10 protein-coding genes are annotated in these 25,520 nt (G+C 58.8%); 1 reads left to right on the top strand and 9 read right to left on the bottom strand.

Features of this window, described 5'->3' with window-relative positions; translation table 11 throughout:
• Positions 1–10: 10 nt before the first annotated feature.
• From BZK31_RS06515 to kdpF, 5 genes are read right to left on the bottom strand one after another with little or no spacing between them, the layout of a single operon-like run.
• The gene (locus tag BZK31_RS06515; RefSeq protein ID WP_083182053.1) at positions 11–2,674 is read right to left on the bottom strand and encodes a sensor histidine kinase; all 2,664 of its coding nucleotides are present in this window, start codon (positions 2,672–2,674) and stop codon (positions 11–13) included.
• A gap of 37 nt (positions 2,675–2,711) precedes the next feature.
• Entirely contained in the window at positions 2,712–3,284 is a 573-nt protein-coding gene (gene kdpC / locus BZK31_RS06510; protein ID WP_083181970.1) for a potassium-transporting ATPase subunit KdpC, read from the bottom strand.
• Positions 3,285–3,344: 60 nt separating this feature from the next.
• Complete coding sequence (gene kdpB / locus BZK31_RS06505) at positions 3,345–5,411, bottom strand: potassium-transporting ATPase subunit KdpB (protein ID WP_083181969.1); 2,067 nt, start codon at positions 5,409–5,411, stop codon at positions 3,345–3,347.
• Between the two features lie 10 nt (positions 5,412–5,421).
• Positions 5,422–7,116, bottom strand: coding sequence for a potassium-transporting ATPase subunit KdpA (kdpA, locus tag BZK31_RS06500; protein WP_083181968.1), 1,695 nt, complete (start codon positions 7,114–7,116; stop codon positions 5,422–5,424).
• An 8-nt stretch (positions 7,117–7,124) separates the two neighbouring features.
• A complete protein-coding gene (gene kdpF, locus BZK31_RS06495) occupies positions 7,125–7,214 on the bottom strand; it encodes a K(+)-transporting ATPase subunit F (RefSeq protein ID WP_004882540.1) in 90 nt (29 codons plus the stop codon).
• A 244-nt stretch (positions 7,215–7,458) separates the two neighbouring features.
• Here kdpF and BZK31_RS06490 point away from each other — a divergent pair, with 244 nt between their 5' ends.
• The gene (locus BZK31_RS06490) at positions 7,459–7,722 is read left to right on the top strand and encodes a helix-turn-helix domain-containing protein (RefSeq protein WP_083181967.1); all 264 of its coding nucleotides are present in this window, start codon (positions 7,459–7,461) and stop codon (positions 7,720–7,722) included.
• A gap of 113 nt (positions 7,723–7,835) precedes the next feature.
• On the opposite strand, the gene BZK31_RS30025 is transcribed toward BZK31_RS06490, so the two are convergent.
• The 4 genes from BZK31_RS30025 to BZK31_RS30020 form a co-directional block, all read right to left on the bottom strand.
• A complete protein-coding gene (locus tag BZK31_RS30025) occupies positions 7,836–12,872 on the bottom strand; it encodes an RHS repeat-associated core domain-containing protein (RefSeq protein ID WP_244182641.1) in 5,037 nt (1,678 codons plus the stop codon).
• A 103-nt stretch (positions 12,873–12,975) separates the two neighbouring features.
• A complete protein-coding gene (locus tag BZK31_RS06480) occupies positions 12,976–13,461 on the bottom strand; it encodes a hypothetical protein (RefSeq protein ID WP_083181966.1) in 486 nt (161 codons plus the stop codon).
• Between the two features lie 25 nt (positions 13,462–13,486).
• Positions 13,487–18,784: a hypothetical protein gene (locus BZK31_RS06475; RefSeq protein WP_083181965.1), complete on the bottom strand. Its 5,298-nt coding sequence runs from the start codon at positions 18,782–18,784 to the stop codon at positions 13,487–13,489.
• 77 nt (positions 18,785–18,861) lie between these two features.
• Entirely contained in the window at positions 18,862–25,434 is a 6,573-nt protein-coding gene (locus BZK31_RS30020) for a hypothetical protein (RefSeq protein ID WP_244182640.1), read from the bottom strand.
• Between the last annotated feature and the right edge of the window lie 86 nt (positions 25,435–25,520).

The following is a 25,520-nucleotide window of genomic DNA, read 5'->3' as shown; positions in this document are numbered from 1 at the left end:
CGGGATCGACTCAAGCCTGCTCCTCCTGCTCAGCTTCAGGTTGAGCCTGCAAAGGCAGGAACAGCGTGATGCGCGTGCCCAGCCCGTCGATGCCGTCCTCGACACTCAAGCGTCCGCCGTGCGCGCCGACCATGCCCTGACAGATCGCCAGCCCCAGACCTGTGCCCTGACCGCCCCGATCACCGCGTGCGGCGGTGTAGAACATGTCGAAGATCTTCGCCCGTTCATCTTCGGGAATGCCTGGCCCTTCGTCACTGACCGAGAAAAACAGCTCACTGTCGATCACCCCCGCCGCCACGTGCAGGCGACCGCCCGCTGGCGAAAAACGGGCGGCGTTTTCCAGCACGTTGACCAGCGCCTGTTCGATCAACGCGGCGTGCACATACAGCAACGGCAAGGCGTCGGCGACCTGGGTGCTGACCTGCAACGACGCCATCACCGCGCGCAGCCGATTGAGCGCGCTGCCGACGATGTCGGCCGGCGACACCCAGTCACGCGCCAGCTTCAGCGCGCCGTGGCCCAGTCGAGTCATGTCCAGCAGGTTCTGGATATAGCGATCCAGACGTTCGGCCTCATCGCGGGTACCTTCGAGCAGTTCGCGCCGGTCCTCCAGCGGGATGGCCTCACCCAGCGCCAGCAGACTGTCGATGCTGCCGCGCATGGAGGTCAATGGCGTGCGCAGGTCATGGGACACCGAGGCCAGCAAGGCGCTGCGCAGTTGTTCGGTTTCGCCGTGCAGACGAGCAGCTTCCAGCTCTTCGGCCAATTGCGCACGCGCCAGAGCCTGGGCCAAAGGCTGGGTGAGCGCAGCCAGCAGACGCCGGTGCTGCGCAGTGAACGACTGGCCTTTTCTGGCGCTGACGCCGAGCAGCGCCAAGGGGCCTTCTTCAGCGGTGATCGGCCACCACCACCATTGCCCCGACGGCAACGTGCCGGTGCCGCTGCCCGCCGGTTGCTCGTGCTGCCAGGCCCAGTCGGCCGCGGCGCGTTCGGCTTCGGAAAAGGTCAGCGGCCCGCCGGCTTCCACCGTCCAGCCGCCCTGCCTGTCGCGATCCAGCAGGCACAGCTTGAGCTCTTTCCAGCCACTGAAATGCTGCTCTGCCGCATGAAAGACCGCCTTGCTGTCGGTTGCGGCAGTCATCTTGCGCGACAGGTCGAGCAACTCGCTGGTCTGTTCCTGCGTGTCGCGCAGCGCCTGCAGTTGCCGACGCTGCCGCGCTGCCAGTTTGCCGGTCAGCGCCGACATCAGCAGGAAAAACAGCAGGGTCAGTACGTCTTCGTCGCGCTGGATGCTCAATGAAAAGCTGGGCGGAATGAACAGAAAGTCATAGGCCAGAAACGACAGACCGGCACAGGCCAGCGCCGGCCCCATGCTGCTGCGCACCGCCACCAGCAGTACAGCAGCGAGAAAGATCAGCGAGATGTTGGGCAACGCCAGCACCCCAGACACGCCCCACGCCACCAGACTGGCCAAAAGCGTGGCCGCCAGCGCCAGGCCGTAATCGAACCACACCACGTCACGCAGCGGGCGGGCACGGGGCGGCTGATCGGTCAGTTGCTCGCTGTCATCGAGCACGCAGACTTCCAGACCGTGCCCCTCGCGCAGCAGCCGCGCCGCGACACCGCCGCCAAACAGGCGACGATGCCAGTGCCTGTGGGACTGACCGACCAGCACCACGTTGGCACGCCGTTCCACCGCGTGCTGGATCAGGGTCCGGGCCACTTCTCCGGCGCGCAGCGAAACCACTTCGCCGCCCAGCCGCTCGGCCAGTTGCTGGGCACCTTGCAGACGGGCCCGGGACTGTTCGTCCAGCGTCTGCCCGTCATCCACATGCACCGCGCTCCACGGCAAATGGCGGCGCTGAGCGACGCGGCTGGCATGACGCACCAGGCTTTCGGCCTGCATGTCGCCGTCGATGCCCACCAGCAGACGCCCGCGCACCGCCGGGGCGGCCTGGCCCAACTGCCGATAGCTCTGCGCCAGATCGTTATCGACCTGAGTCGCGGCGGTCTGCATTGCCAGTTCGCGCAGTGCGCTGAGGTTGGTCGGCGTGAAGAACGCATCAATCGCGGCGCGCGCCTGCTCCGGGACGTAGACCTTGCCTTCGCGCAGACGCTCAAGCAGTTCACGGGGCGGCAAGTCGATCAGGATCAGGTCGAACGCTTCCTGCAACACCCAGTCCGGCAGCGTTTCGCGCACCTGCACGCCGGTGATGCCACGCACCTGATCATTGAGACTTTCCAGATGCTGAACATTGACCGTGGTGTAGACATCGATACCCGCAGCCAGCAGTTCCTGAACATCCTGCCAGCGTTTGGCATGGCGACTGCCGGGCGCATTGCTGTGCGCCAGTTCGTCGACCAGCACCAGGCTCGGTGCCGCCTTGAGCAAGGCGTCCAGGTCCATTTCTTCCAGCGTCATGCCGCGATACTCGCTGCGCAACAGCGGCTGCTGCGGCAGACCGTTGAGCAACGCCTCGGTTTCGGCGCGACCGTGGGTTTCCACCACACCGGCCATGACGTTCACGCCCTGACGCATCTGTTTGTGAGCGGCCTGCAACATGGCGTAGGTCTTGCCCACGCCCGGCGCGGCACCCAGAAAGACCTTGAGCCTCCCCCGGCCGTCGCGGGGCAATTGAGCCAGTAATGCGTCTGCTCGACCGGAATCACTCACGTTGGGTATCACTCTCTTTTCATTGTTTCAGCGGATGTTACAACTGCGCGTTGCGTTGTGCAGACGGTAACTGATTCAGGCTCATATTCAAGGTCAATACATTGACCACGGGCGGACCGACCAGCGGACGCCGGATGTTGGCCTCGATCAATGCCTGAACCTGCTCCAGCGGCAGTTGACGCGCCGCGGCCACCCGCGAGGCTTGCCAGGCCGCCGCTTCGGGTGACAGATGCGGATCGAGGCCGCTGCCGGACGTGGTCAGCAAGGCCAGCGGCACCGGGCCCTGACCGGCAACCGCCAGCCTGGCCGCGTCTTCGGTGACGCGAGTCGCCAGCGCCGGATTGCTCGGCGCAAAGTTGCTGGCACCACTGGCAACGGTCGCGAAAGCACCCGCCGAAGGGCGAGGCTGAAACCACTCATCGCCGGTGAACGCCTGGGCGATCCATTCCGAACCACGCACCTTGCCGTCCTGGTCGTACAGCAGGCTGCCGTTGGCCTGCGCCGGGAACGCCACTTGCGCGACGCCCGTCACCAGCAGCGGGTAAGCCACGCCCGTGATCAGGCTCATCAACACGATCAGGCTCAGGGCCGGACGCAATACATTGGACATCGTGTACATCCTCAATCAGGTGAAGCTGCAAGCCGACCGGCATGCAGCCTGGTCAACGGTTCAGACAAGGCCCACGGCAACCAGCAACATGTCGATCAGCTTGATCCCCAGAAACGGCACGACAATGCCGCCCACGCCGTAGATCAGCAGGTTGCGTCGCAGCAGATGCGCTGCGCTGGCGGCCTGCACGCGCACGCCGCGCAATGCCAGCGGGATCAGCACCACGATGATCAGCGCATTGAAGATGATCGCCGACAGAATCGCGCTCTGCGGGCTGGCCAGTTGCATCACATTGAGCACCGCCAGTTGCGGGTAGATCGCCGCGAACAAAGCAGGCAGAACCGCAAAGTATTTGGCCACGTCGTTGGCCACCGAAAATGTGGTCAGCGCGCCGCGAGTCACCAGCAATTGCTTGCCGATCTGCACCACGTCCAGCAGTTTGGTCGGGTCGCTGTCCAGATCGACCATGTTGGCCGCTTCGCGTGCCGCCTGAGTGCCGTCGTTCATGGCCATGCCGACGTCAGCCTGGGCCAGCGCCGGGGCATCGTTGGCACCGTCGCCGCACATGGCGACCAGCCGCCCTTCGCCCTGCTCCTGACGAATCCGCTCGAGCTTTTTCTCTGGAGTGGCTTCGGCCAGCACGTCATCGACCCCGGCCTCGGCAGCAATGGCCGCTGCGGTCAGCGGGTTGTCACCGGTGACCATGACGGTACGGATGCCCAGCTTGCGCAGTTCTTCGAAGCGCTCGCGGATGCCCGGCTTCACCACGTCCTTGAGGTGAATCGCGCCCAACAGACGGCCGTTGGCGCACACCAGCAACGGCGTGCCACCGGTTTTGGCGATTTTGTCGACTTCACGCGCCAGCGGTGCAGGCAGATCGATGCGTTGCAGTTCGATGAACGCCAACAACGAATCCACCGCGCCCTTGCGGTAAACATGGCCCTGATAATCCACACCGGACAGCCGGGTGTCGGCGCTGAACGGCACAGCGGTCACCGAACCCAGTGTCGGCTCGTTCATCGGGTGCAGGTTGCGCAGGAATTCGACGATGGATTTGCCTTCGGCGGTATCGTCGGCCAACGACGCGAGCAATGCACCTTCGGCCAGTTCCTTGGGCGTCACGCCCGGCGCTGCATAGATCGCCGCGCAACGACGGTTGCCGAACGTGATGGTGCCGGTCTTGTCCAGCAGCAACACATGCACGTCACCGGCCGCCTCGACGGCACGACCGGATTTGGCGATCACGTTCAAGCGCACCAGGCGGTCCATCCCGGCAATACCGATCGCCGACAGCAGGCCGCCAATGGTGGTCGGGATCAGCGTCACCAGCAGCGCCACCAGAAACACCAGCGGCAGGCTGCCACCGGCAAAATGCGCGAACGGCTGCAGGGTGATCACCACCAGCAGGAAGATCAGGGTCAGGCCGATCAGCAGAATGTCCAGCGCCACTTCATTCGGCGTCTTCTGACGTTTCGCGCCTTCCACCAATGCAATCATGCGGTCCAGGGTCGACTCGCCGGGGTTGGCGCTGATGCGCACCAGCAACCAGTCGGACACCAGGCGCGTATTGCCGGTAACCGCCGAGCGGTCACCACCGGATTCGCGTATCACCGGCGCGGACTCGCCGGTGATCGCCGCTTCGTTGACGGCGGCAATGCCTTCGATGACTTCGCCATCGCCGGGAATCATCTCACCGGCCTCGACGCGCACCACATCGCCTTTGCGCAGCTCGCTGGCGTTGATCGTGTGCAGGCTGCCGCTCTCGTCACGGATGCGCGCTTTCAGACCCTCGCTACCCGCCTTGAGGCTGTCGGCCCGCGCCTTGCCACGGCCTTCGGCCAGCGCCTCGGCGAAGTTGGCGAACAGCACGGTGAACCACAGCCACAAGGCGATCTGTACGCAGATCGAAGTTGGGACCTGCGGGTCGGGAATGACACACAGCACCGTGGTCAGAATGGCGGTCAGTTCCACCACCAGCATCACCGGGGAACGTTTGAGCAGACGCGGATCCAGCTTGACGAAAGCCTGCAGCAGTGCCGGACGCCAGAGCGCCGACAGGCCGGTTTTGGCAGAAGCGGGCGAGGCCTGTGGGTCGGCCTGTTTGACAGAAGAAATAGGCATATTCATGGTCGGCTCCTCAGAAACCCAGGCTCAAATGTTCGGCAATCGGACCTAGTGCCAGGGTGGGCAGGAACGTCAGGCCACCGACCAGCAGAATGGTCACGGTCAGCAAGGTGACAAACAACAGGCCATGCGTGGGAAAGCTGTTCTGGCCCTGTGGCACGCTTTTCTTCATTGCCAGGCTGCCCGCCAGGGCCAGGACCGGCAGGATGTAGCCGAAGCGGCCAATGAAAAGTCCTGCGCTGAGCATCAGGTTGTGGAACAGCGTGTTGGCACTGAAGCCGCCAAACGCCGAGCCGTTATTGGCCGTGGCCGAGGTGTAGGCATAAAGCAACTGACTGAAGCCATGCGGTCCAGGGTTGCTGACCGCACCCGCCGGGCCTGGCAGGCTGGCGGCAATGGCGCCGAGCACCAACACACCGACCGGCATCACCAGCAAGGTCGCGACCAGCAATTGAACCTCCCGGGCCTGCAGCTTCTTGCCCAGGTATTCCGGCGTGCGGCCAATCATCAACCCGGCGAGAAACACCGCGATCAGTACGTTGAGCAGCATGCCGTTGAGGCCGACCCCGACGCCGCCGAAGATCACTTCGCCGACCATCATGTTGACCAGCGCAACCATGCCGGCCAGCGGATTGAGGCTGTCATGCATGCCGTTGACCGAGCCGTTGGAGGCCGCCGTGGTCGCCACCGACCACAACACGGTGCCGGTCGTACCGAAGCGGGTCTCCTTGCCTTCCATCGGCGCGGTCTGTTCGACGCCCGCCAGGTTCAGCGTCGGGTTGGGCTGGTATTCGGCCCACAGCGACACCGCGCCACCGATCAGCAGCAGCGCCAGCATGCAGCCGAGAATCGCCCGGCTCTGACGCATGTCCTTGACGTAGTGGCCGAAGGTGAAGACCAGCGCGGCCGGGATCAGCAGGATCGATACCAGCTCGAACAGGTTGCTCCAGGCCGTCGGATTCTCGAACGGATGCGCCGAGTTCACGCCAAAGAAACCGCCGCCGTTGGTGCCCAGTTGCTTGATCGAAATCTGGCTGGCGGCCGGGCCCATCGGCAGGCTTTGATCGGTGCCTTGCAGCGTCAGCGCGTCGATGTAATGCGCGAAGTTCTGCGGCACACCCTGCCAGACCAGAAACACGGCCAGCACGATGCTGATCGGCAACAACCCGTAAAGCGTGGCGCGGGTCATGTCGGCCCAGAAGTTGCCCAGGCTGCTGGAGGAGCGTCGGCTGATGCCTCGGCACAGCGCAACCAGTACCGCCAGGCCAGTGGCGGCGCTGACGAAGTTCTGCACGGTCAGGCCGACCATCTGGCTCAGGTAGCTGAGCGACGCTTCACCGCTGTAGGCCTGCCAATTGGTATTGGTGACGAAACTCATGGTGGTGTTGAACGCCAACGACCATTCCATGCCCGGCAATTGTTGCGGGTTGAGCGGCAGCACGCCTTGCAGCAGCAGGATCGCAAACAATAAAACGAAACCGGCCAGATTGAAGGCCATCAGCGCCCAGGCGTACTGCTTCCAGGACTGCTCCAGCCGTGGATCGACCCCGGAAATGCGGTAGCACGCTCGCTCGACTGGCCCCAATACCGGACTCAACCAGGTTCGTTCGCCTTCCATGACCCGATAATAGAAACGTCCCAGCCAGGGTGCAGGCAACAGCAGCAACACCAGAAAGGCCAGGATCAACAGGTAGTCATAACTGTGCATGGCCGCTCCTAGTTCTGGTCGGCGCGCAACAGCGCCACCAACAGATAGATGAACAGCCCGACTCCCATCAACAGAGAGATACCATCCATAACGCTCATTGCAATTTCCCCATGATCAGGCCACATCGGATGCGGTGATGGCCGTGTGCGAGCATTGTCGGGAATCAACGCGTAAAGACACGAGATCGACAACCCGGGCGAGGCGTAAAGAAGCTGTAAAGAAGCGTCAAGACGCGCGCTGGACAGGGCATTCAGCGTTGGCAGCGCTGTCAGTTATGTCAGGTTCGTGATGGAACGGGTGGAGGTATCGTGGCCTGGCGATCTTCAGGGAAAGGACTCCGCCATGCGTCGCGACAAGGAAACAGCGTTGAGTACCGGATCGCGGCCTCCCGCCGGGCCAACGTTCGTCAAACTGACGGTCAAGGAATTGCAGGTGCTGGAGTGGGTAGCGATAGGCAAATCCGCTTGGGAAATCTCGCGCATCCAGGGATGTTCCGAAGCGACTGTGTACTTTCATACCAGCAATATTCGCCGCAAGTTCGGCGTGCACTCATTAAGAACGGCACTGGTGATAGCGATCAGGGAGGGGATTATTTCTTTGGGATGAGAAGTGTGGGGCGGATAGTCGTGCAATGGTGCACTGTAAGAGTGAGCGGGACTGCAAACACCGCTCACTGATGCTTACGTTTCGATCATTGTCACGCTTCAGGATCAAATGCCCTATTTCTGAGCATACCTGTTGCGGCCGCGTTTATCTTGCGCAGACAGCCCAGCTATTATTTGCTTGTTAGCTCCCAGTCTCTGGTTCATTTCTTCTTGACCGAGACCTTCCTTCTCCTTCCTGATTAAATCTCTGGACATGCCAGTAATTCCGGGCTTGCCCTTATGACTACGCAAATATAGATAGGTTTTTTTCGAGGTCTCCAACCTGGCTTCCATTTGAGCCGCTTCACTCCGATAGGACTCAAGCTCGCGACTCACCGCCTCCTTGTTTTTAGCGTAACCAGATCTCTCGTAGCCAGACGTCTTAGAGTTCAACCTCTTTACGGCACTGTCGTAGCGCTCTTGCAGTGCTTCTTTTATCGTCTCATAATTTTTCACATCTTTATCTGTTATCTTGTGCAGTTTCTTAGCTCCGGAGTATTTTGCCGTTTGTTTGAGAGCACTCGGAATAGACCGCGCCTCCATGGACTGAGTTGTCAGGACATTTCTAGAACTGAAGAGCCGACTAAACCACCCTGCATGCCCATCCGGGTCTACCGCATTCACCGGATCCCCATTGCAATACGCATACGCGTTCAAGCCTGCCTTGCCAAACGGGCTCAGGCTGTCGGGGCTGTGAAAACGCATCAGCGTCGGGTTGTAGGCCCGATAGCCGTTACCGAGCAGTTGCCAGCCAGTATCGGATTCGGTGTATTCGCCGTTGAACGCCAACCGGCTGACCGGAGGCGGTTGACTGCTGCGGTGGCCATAGGCGGTGTACGCCCCCTGATTGACACCCTCGACCTGGACTTCGGTCAGCACGCTGCGGTTGTCGTCGGTGGCCAATAGCACAGCCTTGCCGTTCTGAACTTGAGCAATGACTTCGCCATCGCCCCGCATGAAGGTGCTGCCCTGATTACCACTCACTTGATTGGCCAAGGTGCCATCGCGGTAAAAAAGACGGTCGGTGTTACCGTTGCGGGTCGTACCACTGCGCTGATCATCAGGGCCGAAGTTGTGGCGGGTGGTATGGGGCAACGTGCCCACTTCAATCAATCGCCCCAGCGCGTCGTACAGGAGCGTGCGCCCCGCCTCGTCGAAGGTCAGATTGCCGTCCGGATCATAGTCCAGCAAGATCTCCTCCCTCGGCAAATAACCTGATTTCACGATTCGGCTTAACTGCACAGGGTCGTCACCTTCATAGCGGTATTGGGCAAGAATGATCCCTTTTTCGGTGGTCGTATTGACCAGCGTCAGGTTATCCATGCCATCAAATATGAAGGTCTGCGCATGAATGGGATCGCCTTCGGGGCCAACCGGTTTCAGCGTGCCTGAACAGGTGTAGTTGACCAGACGTCCACGTGCATCGTAACCATAATCTTCGTCACGCAGAACTGTACCGCCTTCACTAAGCGTGCGTTTGACCATGTCATCGACATCGTCATAAACCTGCACAAGTTTCTGCTCAGTGCCGTTCAAATTGAACGTGCGCAGAATCTCCCGGCCCAGATCGTCATATTCCAGATCGACCGTTACATATTGCCCGCTGGCGCTATCCTCGGTGTGGATACTGGCGGTGCGGCCCAAGGCGTCGTAGGTGAAATCGGAACACAGCGTGTCCAGCGAAGTCTGTGTCAACCTTCCATGAGCGTCGTATGTGTACCCCTGATTCTGCTCCAGTACATCGGCATACAGCCTCAGTCGACCGAGTCGGCTATACACATAGAACATGTCTTTCGCATCGCCCGCGGAAACACGCGTTTCGTTCTTCAACTCCCCGGTGCTGTAATACTCGCGGTTCAGCGCTTCGCCCTGTTCACTGGAACTGACCAGGCGTGCATTTTTGTTATCGTAGGTATAAACAGCATCTGCGCCGGGGATGGCTCTCGACTTCGGTTCGCTGCCTAACTGCGGTTCATACTCATACTTGATGAGCTGCCCACTTGGCGTCGTGACCTGTGCGGGCTGCATCTGCCCCGGGTCATAGACGAATGAACGCTCGCGTCCGCCAGTAATGGATTTGACCATTCGGTCCAGGCCGTCGTACACCTGTTCGCCGAGCACTGAAAGCGTGGCGTTGTGCTCGACACTGACACACGTCGGCAGATCTTCGCTGCTATGCGTGGCAAAGGTGTGTCGTACGAGGCTTCCGTCGGGCAGCGTGGTTTCGACAACCCGGTCGAACGCATCGTAGGTGTAGAGCGTGGAGCGCGCGAGGTCGCCAGAGCCGACGATCTCTTCGGCGCTGCGGCCCAGTCCATCATAGTGATAGACGCTCAGGCTGATCTGCTTGTCGGCAAGGTCCAGGCGTACGCTGCGGGTCGGCTTTTCGAACAGATTGAGCCAGGTTTCACTGACGCCGCTTTTGACCGCCGACTCACCGCTGCTTTCGGTCCAGCTGCGCTGAATCGGCCCCTGAGACTCCGGTGTCCCGACAGGATCGGTTTCCTCGACGGTCCTGACGCCATCGGGCCCGGTGACACAGCGTTGCTCGCCCCAGTCGTCATACTCGACCGCGCTGGTCAACGCCAGAGCATACGCCTCAAGCCAGTCGTATTCGGTTTCCTCGATCAAATGACCCCACGCGTCATACACGGCAGCGTACGTCTGGCGCGGCTCGCCAGACTGTTGGGTTTTCAGGTTTTCAAGAACGGCCTTTACCGATTTCTCGGTTGCAGGGGCCGTTGCAGGTGCGGTGTCTTTGAGTTTCAGCTGTACAACAACGGTCTTTTCCAGTTCCAGCTTTGCCAGGTTGTCGGCATCATCGCGCTCCTCGTAGACCACCCGGTGCAACCCGTCAAAACGGCTGCAGGTCTTCACATTCTTGACGTCGGACAGCTCCTGCCCAGCCTGGTCCGCAGTGCTGGCACAGAGCTGATATTTATAGTTGCGGGTCGCCGTATACGGGGTATCCGGCGCTACGGTCTCGCTCAGTACACGGCGCAGCGAGTCGTAGGTGTAACGGATTTCCACATCGTTGTCGTCCCGGTTGAGCAGCGGTTCACCGGTGAACAACGAATGCTCGAGCGTGACGGTCTTTGTCGCCCCGTCGAAGCCGGTCACTGTCTGCACGGTGCGCTGCACACTTTCCTTGAGCGCAGGACTATCGAGGGTGCTGTAGACAAATGCCGTGGCAGTGGCCTGCCCGTTCATAGTCAACGTTTCCACACCGACACGGCCATGTTGAAAGGCGTCGTGAACATCATCAATGTAGTCATAGGTCGTGCACTGCAACTCCTGTTCGGCCTCGGGGACCTGCTCCAGCAAACTGTCGATCACCTGACGCACGGCATTGTGCAACGCATTTCCGATACCTGGGGCCAGTTTCACGACGAGGCCGACAAGGTCGTAAGCCTGACGTCGCAGATTCTGCTGTTCGCCGCCGGCCAACCTCACCAGACTGTCGATAAAGGCATGAGCCGACCGCCGCAAGCTCCGTTTTCTGTCCGCTTTGCCGGTCGTCAATTCATCGATAAGCCCATAGGCGGTGCTGCGCAGCCGCTGCCTGAGACCGGAATCCAGCTGCACCAGGGTTTCGCTTTGCATGGCAAGCCAGTCTTCTCGCCCGCTGCCGTCCAGCGCTGCCAGAGAGGTGTAGCGATAACGGGTCGCGAGCGTGGGCGCCTGCCCATGCTCGGAACGTGCCGGGGTGACCGTCTTGCTTTTGATCGACCGCACGAAACCCTCAGGGTCGGCGGGGCATCCCTCCTCTCCACTGGCCGGATACCACACGCTGGTTTCCTCGACGCCATTGGCCTGGGTCTGGACCAGCAGATTTCCATGGATGTCATAGGTGGTGCTGACGGTTTCATTACGCGGCACCCGTGCGTCTTTCAGCCAGCGCCAGGTGGTCGTGACCTCCTTGGGCAACTGGCAATAATTGGGCTGCTCGGCAAAGGGTCGGTCCGGTAACAGGTGATAGGTCGTCTTTACCTCGTGGGCCGCCTCATTCTGCGTGGTGATCTCGCTTGTCAGCAGATGAAACTGGTTGAAGATGCGCTCCACGCTGCGCACATCCTCCCCCTCGACCCGCAGGGTTTCGGTGGACACGTAGTCATATCCGCCAGCACCCCGATAGCGGTAAAGGTTGTCCAGACCATTGTCCTGCCACGCGATGTCCAGGCCGGCGCCGAGAAAGTTGTGCTCGCGCCCCTGGCTGTCCGCGTAGCCGTAGTGGACATCGACATCGGCCTGGCCGAAGCCTGGAACAATAAGGTGTCGGGTGACGCGGGGCAATGGCTGGCGCCCGGCATTGTCAGGAAACGCATGGCCCCCATCGTTGTAGAAAATCTCTTCATGCCCACCGACCGGAGTGTCCACCGTCTTCATGCACAGATGCTCAAGAAAACGCTCATACCCGAAACGCCATGAGGCGGCATTGTCGGTTGGCAACTCGATGCGCGTCACATGGCGGTCAGCTCCGCTCAGGATCATCACGAATCTCACCGGTTCAACCTGTGGGGCGTGCAAAGCAATACGCACCGCCGTGTCACCGTCGCGCTCGATGCTGAGCAAGACCTGCCCCGCATCGTCTTTTACCTCGCTGAGCATCATGTGCGTGCTGTCGAAGGGCGCGTAACTCAACGTCAAGCCATGCCCTTCAGGCGCCAGCACGCGTTTGGGCAGGGCCACTTTGTGACCCGTTGCACCCACTTCCTCAAGGATCTCCATCAGACCGGACTTGTGCATCAGCCGGTAATGGGTGGCGTCCTGCTTATAGAAATGAAAACTGTCGAGCTTTTTCTCCGACATGGTCAGTTGATCACCCTGAGTACCGTCCACCTTATATGTTTCGCCGCTGCTCAACGAGAGGATCTGGGTACCCGGAACGTATTGCGACAGTTGCAGGCTCCAGCCCAGCCCGAAACCGCTGTCCTGTTCATTGAGCGGATTGTAGTTCAGCGCCAGTGGCAAACCCGGCCCTCTTAATCCATTGCACTTTACATCCGGCAAGGTGATGGAGACGGTGTATTGCCCGGTACGGGGATCGACGCCGTTCTGCAGGAAACTCATGAAATTAAAAGCATTGGAATGCACGGACGTTGAAATCGTCATTATAGAAACGCTCCCTGTTAAAGGCTTGATTGATCAAACATCAAATAATTAAAAGGGGGTGCGCATTGCGCGCACCCGACGGACGAGCCCGTTATAAACGGCGTTACTCAGAAACATTAATGATGACACACGACAACTTCCCGGTCGTATCTTCATCCGCATATTTCTTGCTTTCCAGCCTCACGCCAGGCGCGACCATAGACCCCACAGGCAACACCTCAAGGTTCTTGATTGATAACAACTCGGTCGTCATCGGGTCAATCATGGTTTTCAGAAGAAACCACCAGCCACCGCCCTCATCACAATCGTTACCCTTTAATGTAATATACGTCGCTGACCGTACATCCGTCAGCCTGTAAAAACTCATCTGGTCATTTCTGCAGTCGTGCTCATTCCTGTTCAAATAAACGGATTCGTCATTAAGTATCTCGATGGTGCATGCGTCGCCCGACACGGGGTTGTCATCTTTCTCCTGAAGCGTTATAGAGCGGGAAACCGCGTCTGGCGCAGAGGCAGGCGGCGTCTGAAAGGTACAACCCGCCAGTCCGGCGAGCACTACACAGGCTAAGTATTTAACTAAACTCTGCATGATGATGACTCCTGTCATTCAAGGATTATGAATCCTTTCTTCCATCATTCTTTTTGAAGTCTGACCAGTTTGTTGTCGTCAGACGGTTACGCCTGCCAACGCCGTCCGGCAGATAGTGGATGGAACGCTTATGAATATTTCCTTGCTCATCGTGCAGCCAGACCCCGAGCGGTCTGTACAACCTGTCCCGATTCGGATCGCCTGCTTTGATAAACGGTATATTATCGAATCGATGCAGACTGATCACCAGTTTGCCCGCCTCAAAAGCCGTCATCACCACGTCGATATCCAGAGATTCTATGTCATTAATAACACGCTTGAGCCCCTCGTCGAACAGCACTTTCCCAGGTGCATGGGCAACGCAAGGATCTGGACTTTGATTTGGATCTATGACTGCACATTTATCAAGAAAAATAGACCCCGTGCAACTGAACACCTCTTCGGCGCTTTGCTCGCTCTCCCAGAGGATCGTGGAGATATTGAGTTCTTCAACATCTTCACCTACACGCCACGGCATAAATTTCAGCACTTCGAAGCGCACATACTCTGAAGTATTGTTGTACCTTAAGCCTAACAGCCAGTAATCCGTGGAGCGATACACGAGCGTAAACGGATAGTCACTCTCGCCTTCAGGGGGAGGCGTGGGGGTCGGAATTTGATCACCCTGGACCCGGACGACCTTAAAACTGTAGTGATCGTCACCGAACCCGGGAATAGGTCGCGAGATAATAATAACCTCACTGTTTGTCTCGCCTCTGTTGTCTGAAGCAAACCACTGGCCGTTGTCCTTCTGGAATTCGGCACATAACCTCATCGTGCTGTTAGGCTCCGTCCGGGCATGCAGGTAGAAGTCTTGATAGGTGGAAGAATCACTGCGGCTCTCAGCAACGTGATAGGCCTCAGGCTGCGCAAAAGCGTTTGCGAGCCCAGCGGAGCGTACGAATCTGTTCGGGACGTTACTCGTCGCGTATCTACGCTGATCACCCTCGGCAATGCCGTGCCGCAAATCGCATCTTTTGACCAACGAGCCGATTGCCTGCCTGGTTTTGACGTCAGTCAGACGTAAGGACGCGGCCTCCATCGGACTCAACGGGCAGTGCTGGCCGTCGACCGGCATGGTCTCTACCTCGACCGCCACTTCCAGTTGCTGATAACCATTGGCATAAAGATGGCCCTCAGCGGCATTAGCGCTGTTGTTAGGCACTTTGATAGTGAACAGCGTCAGTTCCGACCATGTCGGCGCTTCTTCCACCTCGGAGACATTTATCACGGAGTAGCCGCTTGCCAGTATTACATTGTATTTGCTAACGATTTCACAGCTCACGACACTGGTGCCGACATAGTCTTCGGGGGGGGTAAATACACCTTGGGCATCAACGCTGCCCGCACCGCCCGCCATTTTCCAGCGCCGCTGATTACCGGCCAGTAGCGCAGCATCTTCACGCAACTGCACAGCCACGCCTTTGCGCGATCCCGGAACAGATGACGGCTCAATACGCAGTACCTGCTGACCATTGGCGATCAATACCGTAGCGTCCATTTTTTTCTGCCCCGATTGCGCGACGATCCGCTGCACATTCAGTGCTCGCTTGCAGAGTTTTGCTACCGGGGTAAACAGCACCCCGTTCTCGACCTCGCTCAGGCTGCCGATCTGTGGGCCTTGCAGCGTCCAGTCGACTGCCTCACCGTCCACCGTCGACGCTTTAAGCAAGACTGGCCTGACCTGATCACTACCGGCCACTACAACCGCTCGCGGTGCCAACTCCATGGCTTGCGATACCACGCTCAGCAGCGCGGTGGCTGTCCTGGTCATCCCGCCATCGTCATAGGTGGCGTTGACAACGACACGTAACGAGTCGTAGCCCATCTGCGCTGCATTCGCTGCGGTGTACACGCCATTGGAAGTGATAAAGCCGTGTTGTACGTCGCGATGACCTTGAAGGCTGAAGACCTTCCAGCTCTGCGCCGTGATTGTCTGACCCTGCTCATTGTGGAGCATAAAGCTCTGCGTCTCTGCGGCCACGATCGTCGAGAACAATGGCGTGATGCTGGCTTGCGTTGCCTGACGCACGCCGAACATCAGCAGATCACCCGCAGCACGTGTGTCCGCCTGCGCAAACAGATCCTTGGCCCCTGAACGCAGACTGTCCAGCAGAGGCTGACGATTGTGTTCTGAACCGCGCAGCATTTCATTGGAGACTATCAACGCAGCGTCGTATGAGTTTCCAGCCTTCGCCTCGGGACTGGCAGGGATCGGATACGGAAAATCGCTGGTCAGCGGGAATCGTCCTTCGCTTTTGTTGCCACGCATCTGGATGAGGAGGACAAGCGCACCATCCCCAAAGTTCTTCGCGCCTCTGAACTGCGCACCCGGTGCAGCACGGGTGAGCAGTCGTACGTTCGCTGGCGACTGGGCCTGATATTGATTCACGTCGATGCCCAGCAGAAAAAACACCGACCGGTGCGACGGGATTTCCGGGAATTTTTCTTTTAGAAAGCCGGCCAGCTTGCTGTTGGCGGTTTCGTCGTCGCGGGCCAGGTTGCAAGTGAAGTCACGAGCGCCGGACAGGTCCAGGTTGATATCACAGTCTCCGTCCACCACCAGGGGCGCAGTCATTTCGACATGAAAATGCATGTCTTCGGTAACTTTGAAGTTTTCGGTTACTGTCGTTTCGCCCGCCTGAGAACGGCGTTGCCTGAGGTAGCTCCCAGCCAGTACGTTCATCGTCACCCGGCCTTCGATACGGCCTGCGGCCCCGAGAGCCAGGGTTGGCACACCCAGCTCGATCTGCCTCAGAAAGACGGTGTCATGTGTCGACAAGTCGATCACTATCGATCCTGTGAACAGCGGAAAAAAAGAGAGGTTCCGATGCCGCTCTACATATTGCTGCTCCAGTTGCCGGTTGAGCGCGTCGCGACCGATGGCCATGATCGCGCCCCAGCCCTGAGTGAGCGTGCCCGCATTGGAACGGTCGAGAAGGCGATTCAGGGTGCTGCCCTCCAATCGAGGGGCTGACAGTTTCTGCAGCAGTTGACCGTGCCGGCTCAAAGGCAATGGCAGGATCAGATGCCCTTCGAGCCGATCGAACAGAATATCGTCGACCCGCACAAAGATGATCACGAAGCGGTCAGGCGCTGCGGGGTCGCCCTTGTAGACACCGTCCTTGGAAAGGGTGCCAGGCAGGCCTTCCGGCATGTACCACTCAACACCGCTGTAGACATTTCCGCCGTACCTGGCCTCCAGGCGAACCTCGTCTTCAGCAAGGGAGCCGTCCGGGACGATCTCGATGGTCAACATCGGCTGCTGCTGGCGGACCAACACCCAGGCCGAGCTGCTGTTTTTACCATCACTGACTTCGACCTTGTCCAGAACGTAGGTCCTGTTCGGCACCTTAGGACCGGCAACGTAACTCTGAGCGTGCGCAGCATTGTCGTCCGGCTCCAGGGTGCCGCTTTCGCCGGGCACTTCATTGACGATCAACCAATCAAGATCATTTTCGCTCAGACTCCCTGCCGACAGGCCGACGCGAGCGCCGTAGTCGCACACCTGAATCAGCGGATTGAGGCTGATGGCATGGCGCTGCAGGGTCACCACTGCGGTGCTGAATTGCCCGCTTACCGGTTCTGTCACAGTGACCAGCACATGCTGAATGACCTGTGTCATGTCTTGCACGCCGGGTGCACGGTAAACGCCTGATGTACTGCCTATCGTGCCCGGACTGCCTGCGCCGCTTTCACCAGCTACATGATCGACACTCCAGACCAGGCCTGTACGGACCGGCCGGGTGGTCAGTTGCAGCTCTTCACCCGCTGTGACCACCGATTGTTGCTCGACGACTCTGAACCCCGATGAAGCGGCTTCGAGCTTGCCAAACACCGCCAGGTCATGAGGCAGACGGGTTTTCACAGATTGCAAAGCCTGCCTGTCGCCTAGATTGAACTGGTTGAGAAAACGCTCATAGCCCCGACTCTGCAACGTTTCGCCAAATGCCTTCATCAAGGCCTGTTTGAGGGTGTGCGCCACGAAACCATTGATCTGTGAGCGCTCTGACTCGTCGACATCATCGTTCTTTCCCTGTACCAGGCTGACCTCCGGACCCGGCTCATACGGAAAATACAGGCTACTTTCCACGCCTTGATCGTCGGACTCGGAAGGAACCAGGCCAAATACATATTTGAGATTGACGTCGAAGTCTTCGCTTCGGGACTGCCACTCACTGGCGCCTGACGCTTTGTACTTGAAGTCAAAGTGCACGGGGAGGTTCCAGATGTGCGCGGCTTCGGTGTACTGGAAATCGAGCGTCAGGGATTTTCCACTATGGATGACTGGAACGCTGAGCGCGTCGGACTGGAACTCGAATTCCTCGCTCTTGTAATTTTGTTGTTCTACGCCAAGTTTGCCTTCGGTAGCGATCATTTGCGCCAGCGGTTTCTCGGCGGGAACGATAAATTCGAAGCTCGGATTCTCCAGCACCTGCATCACCGCATGACCTAACGCCGCGCGGTGCAGCGCATGCGAGGAAATAACCGCCGTTGCCGAATAATCCTCCCCGGCATCATTGGGGATCAGGTAGCGAAAATCGGCGTCGGCATCGGGAATGCCGCCTGTAGCGCCATATTCCAGCGTGGTGAAAAGCAGCAAGGCACCTCTGCCCTCAGCAGAGTCGTCCACCCCCTGCCCTTCAATTTCGGGGCTTTCAAGCTGCGTGCGTGCATCAATCCTGCGTACTTTCAGCAGTGGATTGCTTTGGTCACCGAAGACGCCCAGCTCAACGACCCTTTGCGGATTCTGCGGATTACGCAACCAGTCTTGCAAAAACCTGCCGGTTTCGCGCTGTTCTGCCGCGCTGCTGCCGGTGAAATCCAGCAGCGCGTTTTCACTCAGGCCCAGGTCCACTTGCAATGCCGGGCCTTGACTGGTCAATTCCAGGTCCAGGCGCAGACTTGGCGAAACGCAAGGGTCGTAAGCGAACACTTTCAGGATACCGATGTGCCCGGAATCGCTCTCCAACACGGTATGAACACCGCTGACCGTCGACATTCGCCACGCCAGTGGCGCACTTTCAAGCGAGCCGTCATTGAACGACAATGCCGGTGGGCCAAGGATGAAATCCGAAAACACATGCGTAATGTTCGTATCGGGAATCTCAACGCTGGCGTCGGGAACCGGTTGCACCAGCCCCTCCCCCACGCCGAGCTGCCAGGTTTGTGCGAGCAGTCCGTTGACCGCTTTGCCGTCGAGAGCGATTACCGCATCCCAGCCTCTCAACCGGGTTATATCCTGCATCCATGCCAACAGACTCTCTGTTGAATGACCGGTCATGACATCACCTCCTGTGATACCAGTGTGGGTGTGACTCTGTTTTTCCAGCAGCTGAGTTACCGCAACGCTCCTTGAGGTTATGGCGAGAAGCAGGTGGTCAATGGCAGAGGCAGGATGATGTGCCCTTCCAGAGTGCCCAAGGCGGGGTGCAGGAGAGAGGCGATAATCAGCACGAAATGCTCGTGCGCCTCCAAATCCGCGTTATAAATGCCATCGGTTATAGACCCGGGGCCGCCCAGTGGCATGGCCCAGTCAACACCAAGCACCTTGTCGCCGACATACGCCTCCAGTTTGACCTGTTCGACTTGCGCTGCGGTTTGCTCTATTGCCGTCGCACGAACGGAAAAAACCGGAATGCTCTTTTGCACCAATACCCAGGCCGAAGCACTGAAGCCCTGGCCGGCCATGACGATTTCATCCAGCACGTAGTTTTTTTCAAGCTCGGCCGAGCTGGGGTGATAGGTGTAATCACCGTCGGGCTGCGTACTGGGAGACAACGTACCGCTCTCACCCTCGACCGGATTCTTGATCGACCAGGTCACCTCACCGACGCCCAGCGCGCCGCCTGACAACTCGACGCTTTGTACACCGTCACAGATCTGGATCAAGGGGTTGAGCAGCAGCGGCGCGGCAATCACCGTCACCAGTGCCGAGCTGTGATTGCCCGTTGCGCCATCGGTTGCAGTGACTTTCAGCCGGATGAAGGGCTCGATCAGGGACTCGGCCTCGGGGGCGTAATATTTGCCCGCTTCGCTGATAGCACCCGTATCTCCTGAACCGCCATGCAGCGCGTCTACACGCCAGTCGACAGTCATGCCGGGAGGATCGGTAACGAACTTCATGGAGCTGTCGACCGTCATCACGTGTTCCTGCGGGCTGACCACAAAACTTGTGGTCGCCGGAGCGACACGGCCAAATGCGGCGATATCACGGGGCGCACGAAACACATCGCCGATGATGGCCTGACTGAAGTTGAGCTTGATGCTTTCTTCGATAAAACGACTGGCTGCCACCTTCAGCTCAAGCACCTTGCCCAGCCGTGCCTGAATATCCGCCTGCAGACTTGCATCACTGTTGCTGATGAATACGGCCCCGACCCCGGTCGCCGCCCATAGCACCGGATCCGTTACGTCGCCGTCTCCGACAACTGTGAACGTGACCTCTGCACTTTTTACAACGCTGTTTAGATCAGGTTTGAGAACCAGAGCGTTGTCGTGTTCCGAAAACAGATAACGGCACGTCACATCGAATGTCGTACTGTTGAGCGCGGCAAAGACCGGATATGCCGAGTCCACGAAATGTAGGGTGAGGCCTTCTTCTGCTTCGGCCTGCCAGCTCAGGACCGCGTTTCGATCACCATCAAGCGATATCGTCAAAGGTGACGTCGTATGGCTGGTCTGATAATCCACGCCGCCTCTGTTGATCCTGGGGCGCAGAACCGTTGACCCTACCGTCACCGGGACAAGATCCTGCGAAGACGAGGGGATATGCAATGCCCCGCCCTTCGCCGTCGCTTTGATCACCCGACCATCAGTGTCTTGGACGTAATCGAACTCAACGCCGTCAATCGCGGTGGCCACGGCCTGCGCCACCAGCTCGACGACATTCGCCGCTCTGGTTATGCGCTCATCGCTGAACAAGACTGTGGCAGAGCAATCCGTGGAGAGGCCGCGATCCGGGATCAGGTAAGGGTATTCGACGGGAATATCTCCACCCGGCGAGCCGTCTTCCATGCAAATGAAGGTCAGAATCGCACCATCACCATCACCATCACCATCGCTTTCTGCCTGAGGACGCGTCTGTGTCCGCAACTTGAATGAATGCGCGCGCATGAGTGCATCGGAACCGGCCTGGATGAGGCCCATCGTCCAGATGCGTTTCTCGTCCGGCAACTGATTGAACAGATCCTTGAAAAAATCCCCGCCCAGCTTTCGTTCATACGCCGACTCGGCAAATGTCAGACTGAAATTGTCACTGTGTTTTAAATCCAGGCGGATGCGGCCATCGTTTTCAACCTCACCGGGAACCTGGTCAAGACGCAAATCCAGGGTCAGTCGCGGCCCCTGCAGCGGGTCGATTCTCGCCAGTCGGGTCACCGTCCAGTTATCGACGTTCTTGCGCAGAGTCAGCTGCGTTCCGCCAAGAATGGCGCAGGCCAGCGTGGCGTGGGAGTGCCCCAGGTCATCGTTCGCGAACGCGAGACGTGGCGCATCCAGTATAAAATCGTGAATTCGTTCCACCCATTCATTGACGACCGTGGGCACTTCACCACTGATCGGTGGCAGATAGGTATCGAAGGAAAAGCGCTGAATGTACTCCTGCAGCAACAGCCTATTGATCTTGCTGCGGTGCAGGGCGGCAATTGCATCCCAGCCCAGCATCACATTGTTGGCAGGGTTGGCCATCCACTCGGCGATGCCGTCCACCGAGCTGTCGTCGACAACCGTTGCCAGCCTGGTCCTGGCCTTGGGTTTGCCCACAGACAATCGAGTCACGGACTCCGCGTACTCGCCCATCAGCATCAACTCATCCTCGAAGTCTGACAGCGGAAGCGGCAGGACGAGATGCCCATACATGTCGCCGAGAAAATCGTCATGGAATCTGGCGAAGATCAGTGCAAATCGCGGGCTCTTGCTTTCCGGGGCCTGATAATTACCGTCACGGTCGATCGAACCGGTTTGAGCTACAGGTAGCGTCCATTCTGGCTCGACATCATGACTGCCCCAGCGCGCCCGCAGACTCACCTGGCCTGCGGACACAGTGGGGCTCGATGGCGTGAGGGTCAGAGCAGGCTGTGTTTGCAGCACCAGGATCCATGCCGAACAGACTCCGCAATCACTGGTGACTGTGATTTCATCCAGTACGTAGGTCTTTTCGCTCACCTTGGGCGCTGCAACATACGTGTGATCGCCATCGGGCAGCGTGCTGGGCCTGATCATGCCGCTCTCGCCCGCTACGGGGTGATCTATCGACCACTGCAACGGCCCGTCGCTGAGGCCCAAGGCAGTCAGTTCCACAGTTTCACCGGCATTGCAGACCTGGAGCAATGGGCTGACGGTCAGCCCGCGATCCAGCACGGTAACGCACGCAGCATTGGAATAACCGGTTACCGTGTCTGTAGCGATCACCCGAACACGCACAACATCACCGGACTCGCTGACCGGCGGGGCCGTGAACATGCCGTCCGTGGTGATGCTGCCCTGACCGGGACCGGGTGGCAATGACCATACGACACCTTGAACGCCTGGGTCGGTGGTGAACTGTTGGCGGCCTCCAGCCGCGAGCAACGGCTGTGACGGGTTGACGACAAACGAGGTCAGGGTCGGGTTGACCTGGCCGAAGACCGCGATATCCGCAGGTATGCGCAGGACCTCCCCTTGCAGGAGCTGACCGAAGCCGAGTCTGATATGTTCATCGAGAAAGTCTTCAACACTCGATTCGACCGCCAGCGCCTGCTCGAACAAGGGATCGATTCGGTCGCTCAACAGGACGTGTATGACTGCGTGAGCAACGGCTATGATCGCGCCGAAAATGCCCTCGATGATGTCCCAGAAGTCTCTGCCACTGTTGTCGGAAGGCACGTAGGTGATTTGCTTATCCAGTACGTAGGTGGTTTTCTGCCACTGCATGTCCACCAATTGGTAAGTGGCCTGAAGTGAAAGATCGACCACGAACGCCAACGTATCTGGAGAATCGCCGCCGAACGTGATGCCCGTCATCGCTCTTGACGACCACTCGACCTGAATCGTGCGTGAATCGAAATGAATCGTGAATGGCTTATCGGTCGTGACCTGAAACGCCATTTCATGCAGCACAACAGGGGAACTCGGGTCTTCCTGAGGAATGTCCGTCTCTGGCAGGGACATGTTTCCGGATACCAACTGAGCCTGCGACAACGTACCGTCCGGGCCCTTGCCAAATACGAGCTCGGCACCGTCGAACGCATTGGCGATCTTCGCCAGCAATGCCAGCGGCGCGGCCCGACCGTCCATTAGCAGGCCGGCTGAATAATTCGCGTCGGCGTCATTGGGAATGAAATACGGATAGTCGACCGGTAGCGTAGCGCCCTCTTCCTCGCCAACCATTGCAATGCACACCAGAATGGCGCCCTCGCCCTGCGTTGCAGTATCTGCCCGCTGCGCCGCCTCAGGATCTGCCTGCGCCTGCAATCTGAACCTCTGCGGTCTCATCCGCTCGACGGTCTCTTCTCCGGCCTCGATCCGGCCCAGCTCGAATACGCGCTCATTGTCCGGCAACTGACTGATCAGATCGCGGAAGACAGTCCCGAGCATGCGTTGTTCGTCATCAGTGCCAGCCCCCGTCAGTCTGAAATCATTACCGTTGTTCAGATCAAGCAGGATGCGATTGTCTTCATCCACGCGACCGGCAGTCTGGGTCAGGGCCAGATCAAGCAGCACGCGAGGCCCGAGCAGTGGACCTGTTTCCACGATCCTTTGAACCTGCCACTGCTTGTCCCTGAGGCTCATCGACAACCAGATGCCGGACGTCACCGGGCAACTCAGCGTCGCATGATCGCGGGCCAGGCCGGGGTTTTCGAAGGAGAATCCTGGCGCATCCAGCTTGAAGTCGCGAAGGGAATCCAGCCGTTTGCCCGGGATCGTCTCGACGACACCATTGACCGGCGGCAACCAGGCGCCGGTCTCGAAACTGGCAATGTAGCGCTGAGCCAACAGTTCATTGGCCTTGCTGCGTGCGAGAATCGCGATGGCACCCCATCCATGCATCACCGTGTTTTCAGGGGCCTGCATCCAGGCGATCAGACTGTTCAGCGAATGATCCGTCAGAACCGAATTTCCTGACGGGATATTTGAGCGACGGGTGTGCACATTGTCTCTCAGGATGAACGCGCCGTTGGAGAACAACACATAGCTGGCGCCGTCGTCGAAGCTGACGTCAACTCTTACCCTGGTGGTTGGCTTGTCACGTGCCAGCATTTCCAGATAGCGCTTCGGTATGCGCATCGAAACTTTTTGAGCCTCATGTTCATCAGCTGTGAGTGGTTCATCGGCGCCGGTCCTTAGATCGAAGGTCAGCGACGTATCGCCAATCAGAGAGAGCCCTTCAAGCCTGGCGCGAACACGCTGTCCCTCGGCCATGTAGATCCAGGAACCCAACTCGACACCCGCGCCTTCGGCGCTCACCTCGCCAAGCCAGAGCGAGCCATCGACAAGGGGTGGCTCAATGTACTGAATGGCCGGCCAGCCCTCGTCGATGCCCCTGATCTCAAGATTGAAGACCTTCGATGTACCGGCCGGCTCTCCCGCAGGCTTCACCTTGTAGTAAACGTCCAGACGCTTGCCCATATTGGCAGGCACCGCCGCTGCAGGAATGAAAAACAGTCGAGGATCCTCTGCCGACGGGTCGGCAATGAAACTCCCGGTGCTGCCATAGCCGTTCCAGTGCATCTGCACCGTATCGTCGTCTCCAATGACTGCTGCTTCGGGAATACGGATCGTCACCCCATCGGTCAGCCTCACCGCAAAGATATGCCCTTCGACACCCCATCCAATGTCGCCGTCGACAATCGCGAGCTCGATCTCCGGCGGCGGCAGGTCGAGCGGGCGGCGCAGCGTAACGGTGCGCAGTACCGAGCTGCCCGCGACACCCTCCCGTGCGTATTGGTACATGAACTCCGCGTCCTTGCCGTTATTGTCGAGCAGCCATTGCTGCGCCAGGCTGAACTCGAGCACCTGGCTGTCGAGGGTCGAGACATCGGTGCGCAGGGTCTTCACCCACTGGCTGTCGCTACTGACATAGACAACCACCTCGTCGTCAACCCGCATGCCTGAGTAGGGCGTGACTTTCAGCGTGATGCCATAGGGATAGGCCCCGGGATCCAGTGAGCCACCGTTGAACCCGACGATTTCCAGTGCGGGCAACCGCGCCTCGACCGGAGCAACGATATCCAGCGTTTGAACAGGGCTCATGGTGCTCAAACCGGAGTCTACATAACTGATTTTGTAACTCATGAGGGCGTAACCGTTTTCGATCATGAGCAGCTCGTTTGAAGCAACTTTCCACACCAGCGGCTGCCCCACTTCATGATCGACCACCGTGTGAGACTGGACCAGGTCAATCAGAAAACCGTTGTCCGGATGATAGAGCCTCAACGTAAGCACCACCTTGTCACCCGCTCGCATCGCCCGGTACGGCGGGGTCACCATCAAAACCTCACGAACCGCCCCGGAGCCGAGTAGCGCCGGATCCAGCTTGAGGTCATGGGATTGCTTGCATTGCGGCACGGCCAATGGCGCGATGCTAACGGGACGCTCTCCGACATAGAAAAACAGTCGGAGTGATTCGATTTCCAAATCCGGCTGACTGGAATCGAACGGTTTATAGGAGTAGAAAACCCACCCTTGATCCAGGTTTTTAAGCACTTTATTTTCGAGCGTTACCGGCATGCCTTCCGTGCCCGGATTCTCGACCTTGAATATATCTTCAAACTGATCCACCACTTCGCCATGGGCCCCGCATCCGCGCCAGTTGATGAAGAAGTACTGGCCGTCGGCAATGCCGGGATAGTCGACATAGGTCAGCAAATCCGCAGTACCCAACTGCACCAGATCAATGTAGTTACCTGGCTGCTGCAGGTCGGGAACCTTGGGGGCGGGAAGATCGGCGGCCATGAAGTAAAGCTCCTTTCGTGTATACGCTCGGCAGTGAGAGCTCGTGCGTTCAGCCATAAAGCTGCGAGTAGAGTTTTTTTACGCCC

Origin of the sequence: Pseudomonas floridensis, from assembly GCF_002087235.1 — a bacterium.
Taxonomy (GTDB): Bacteria; Pseudomonadota; Gammaproteobacteria; order Pseudomonadales; family Pseudomonadaceae; genus Aquipseudomonas; species Aquipseudomonas floridensis.
Note: the sequence above shows the minus strand (reverse complement) of the source record. Positions and strands in the feature narration are given on the sequence as shown.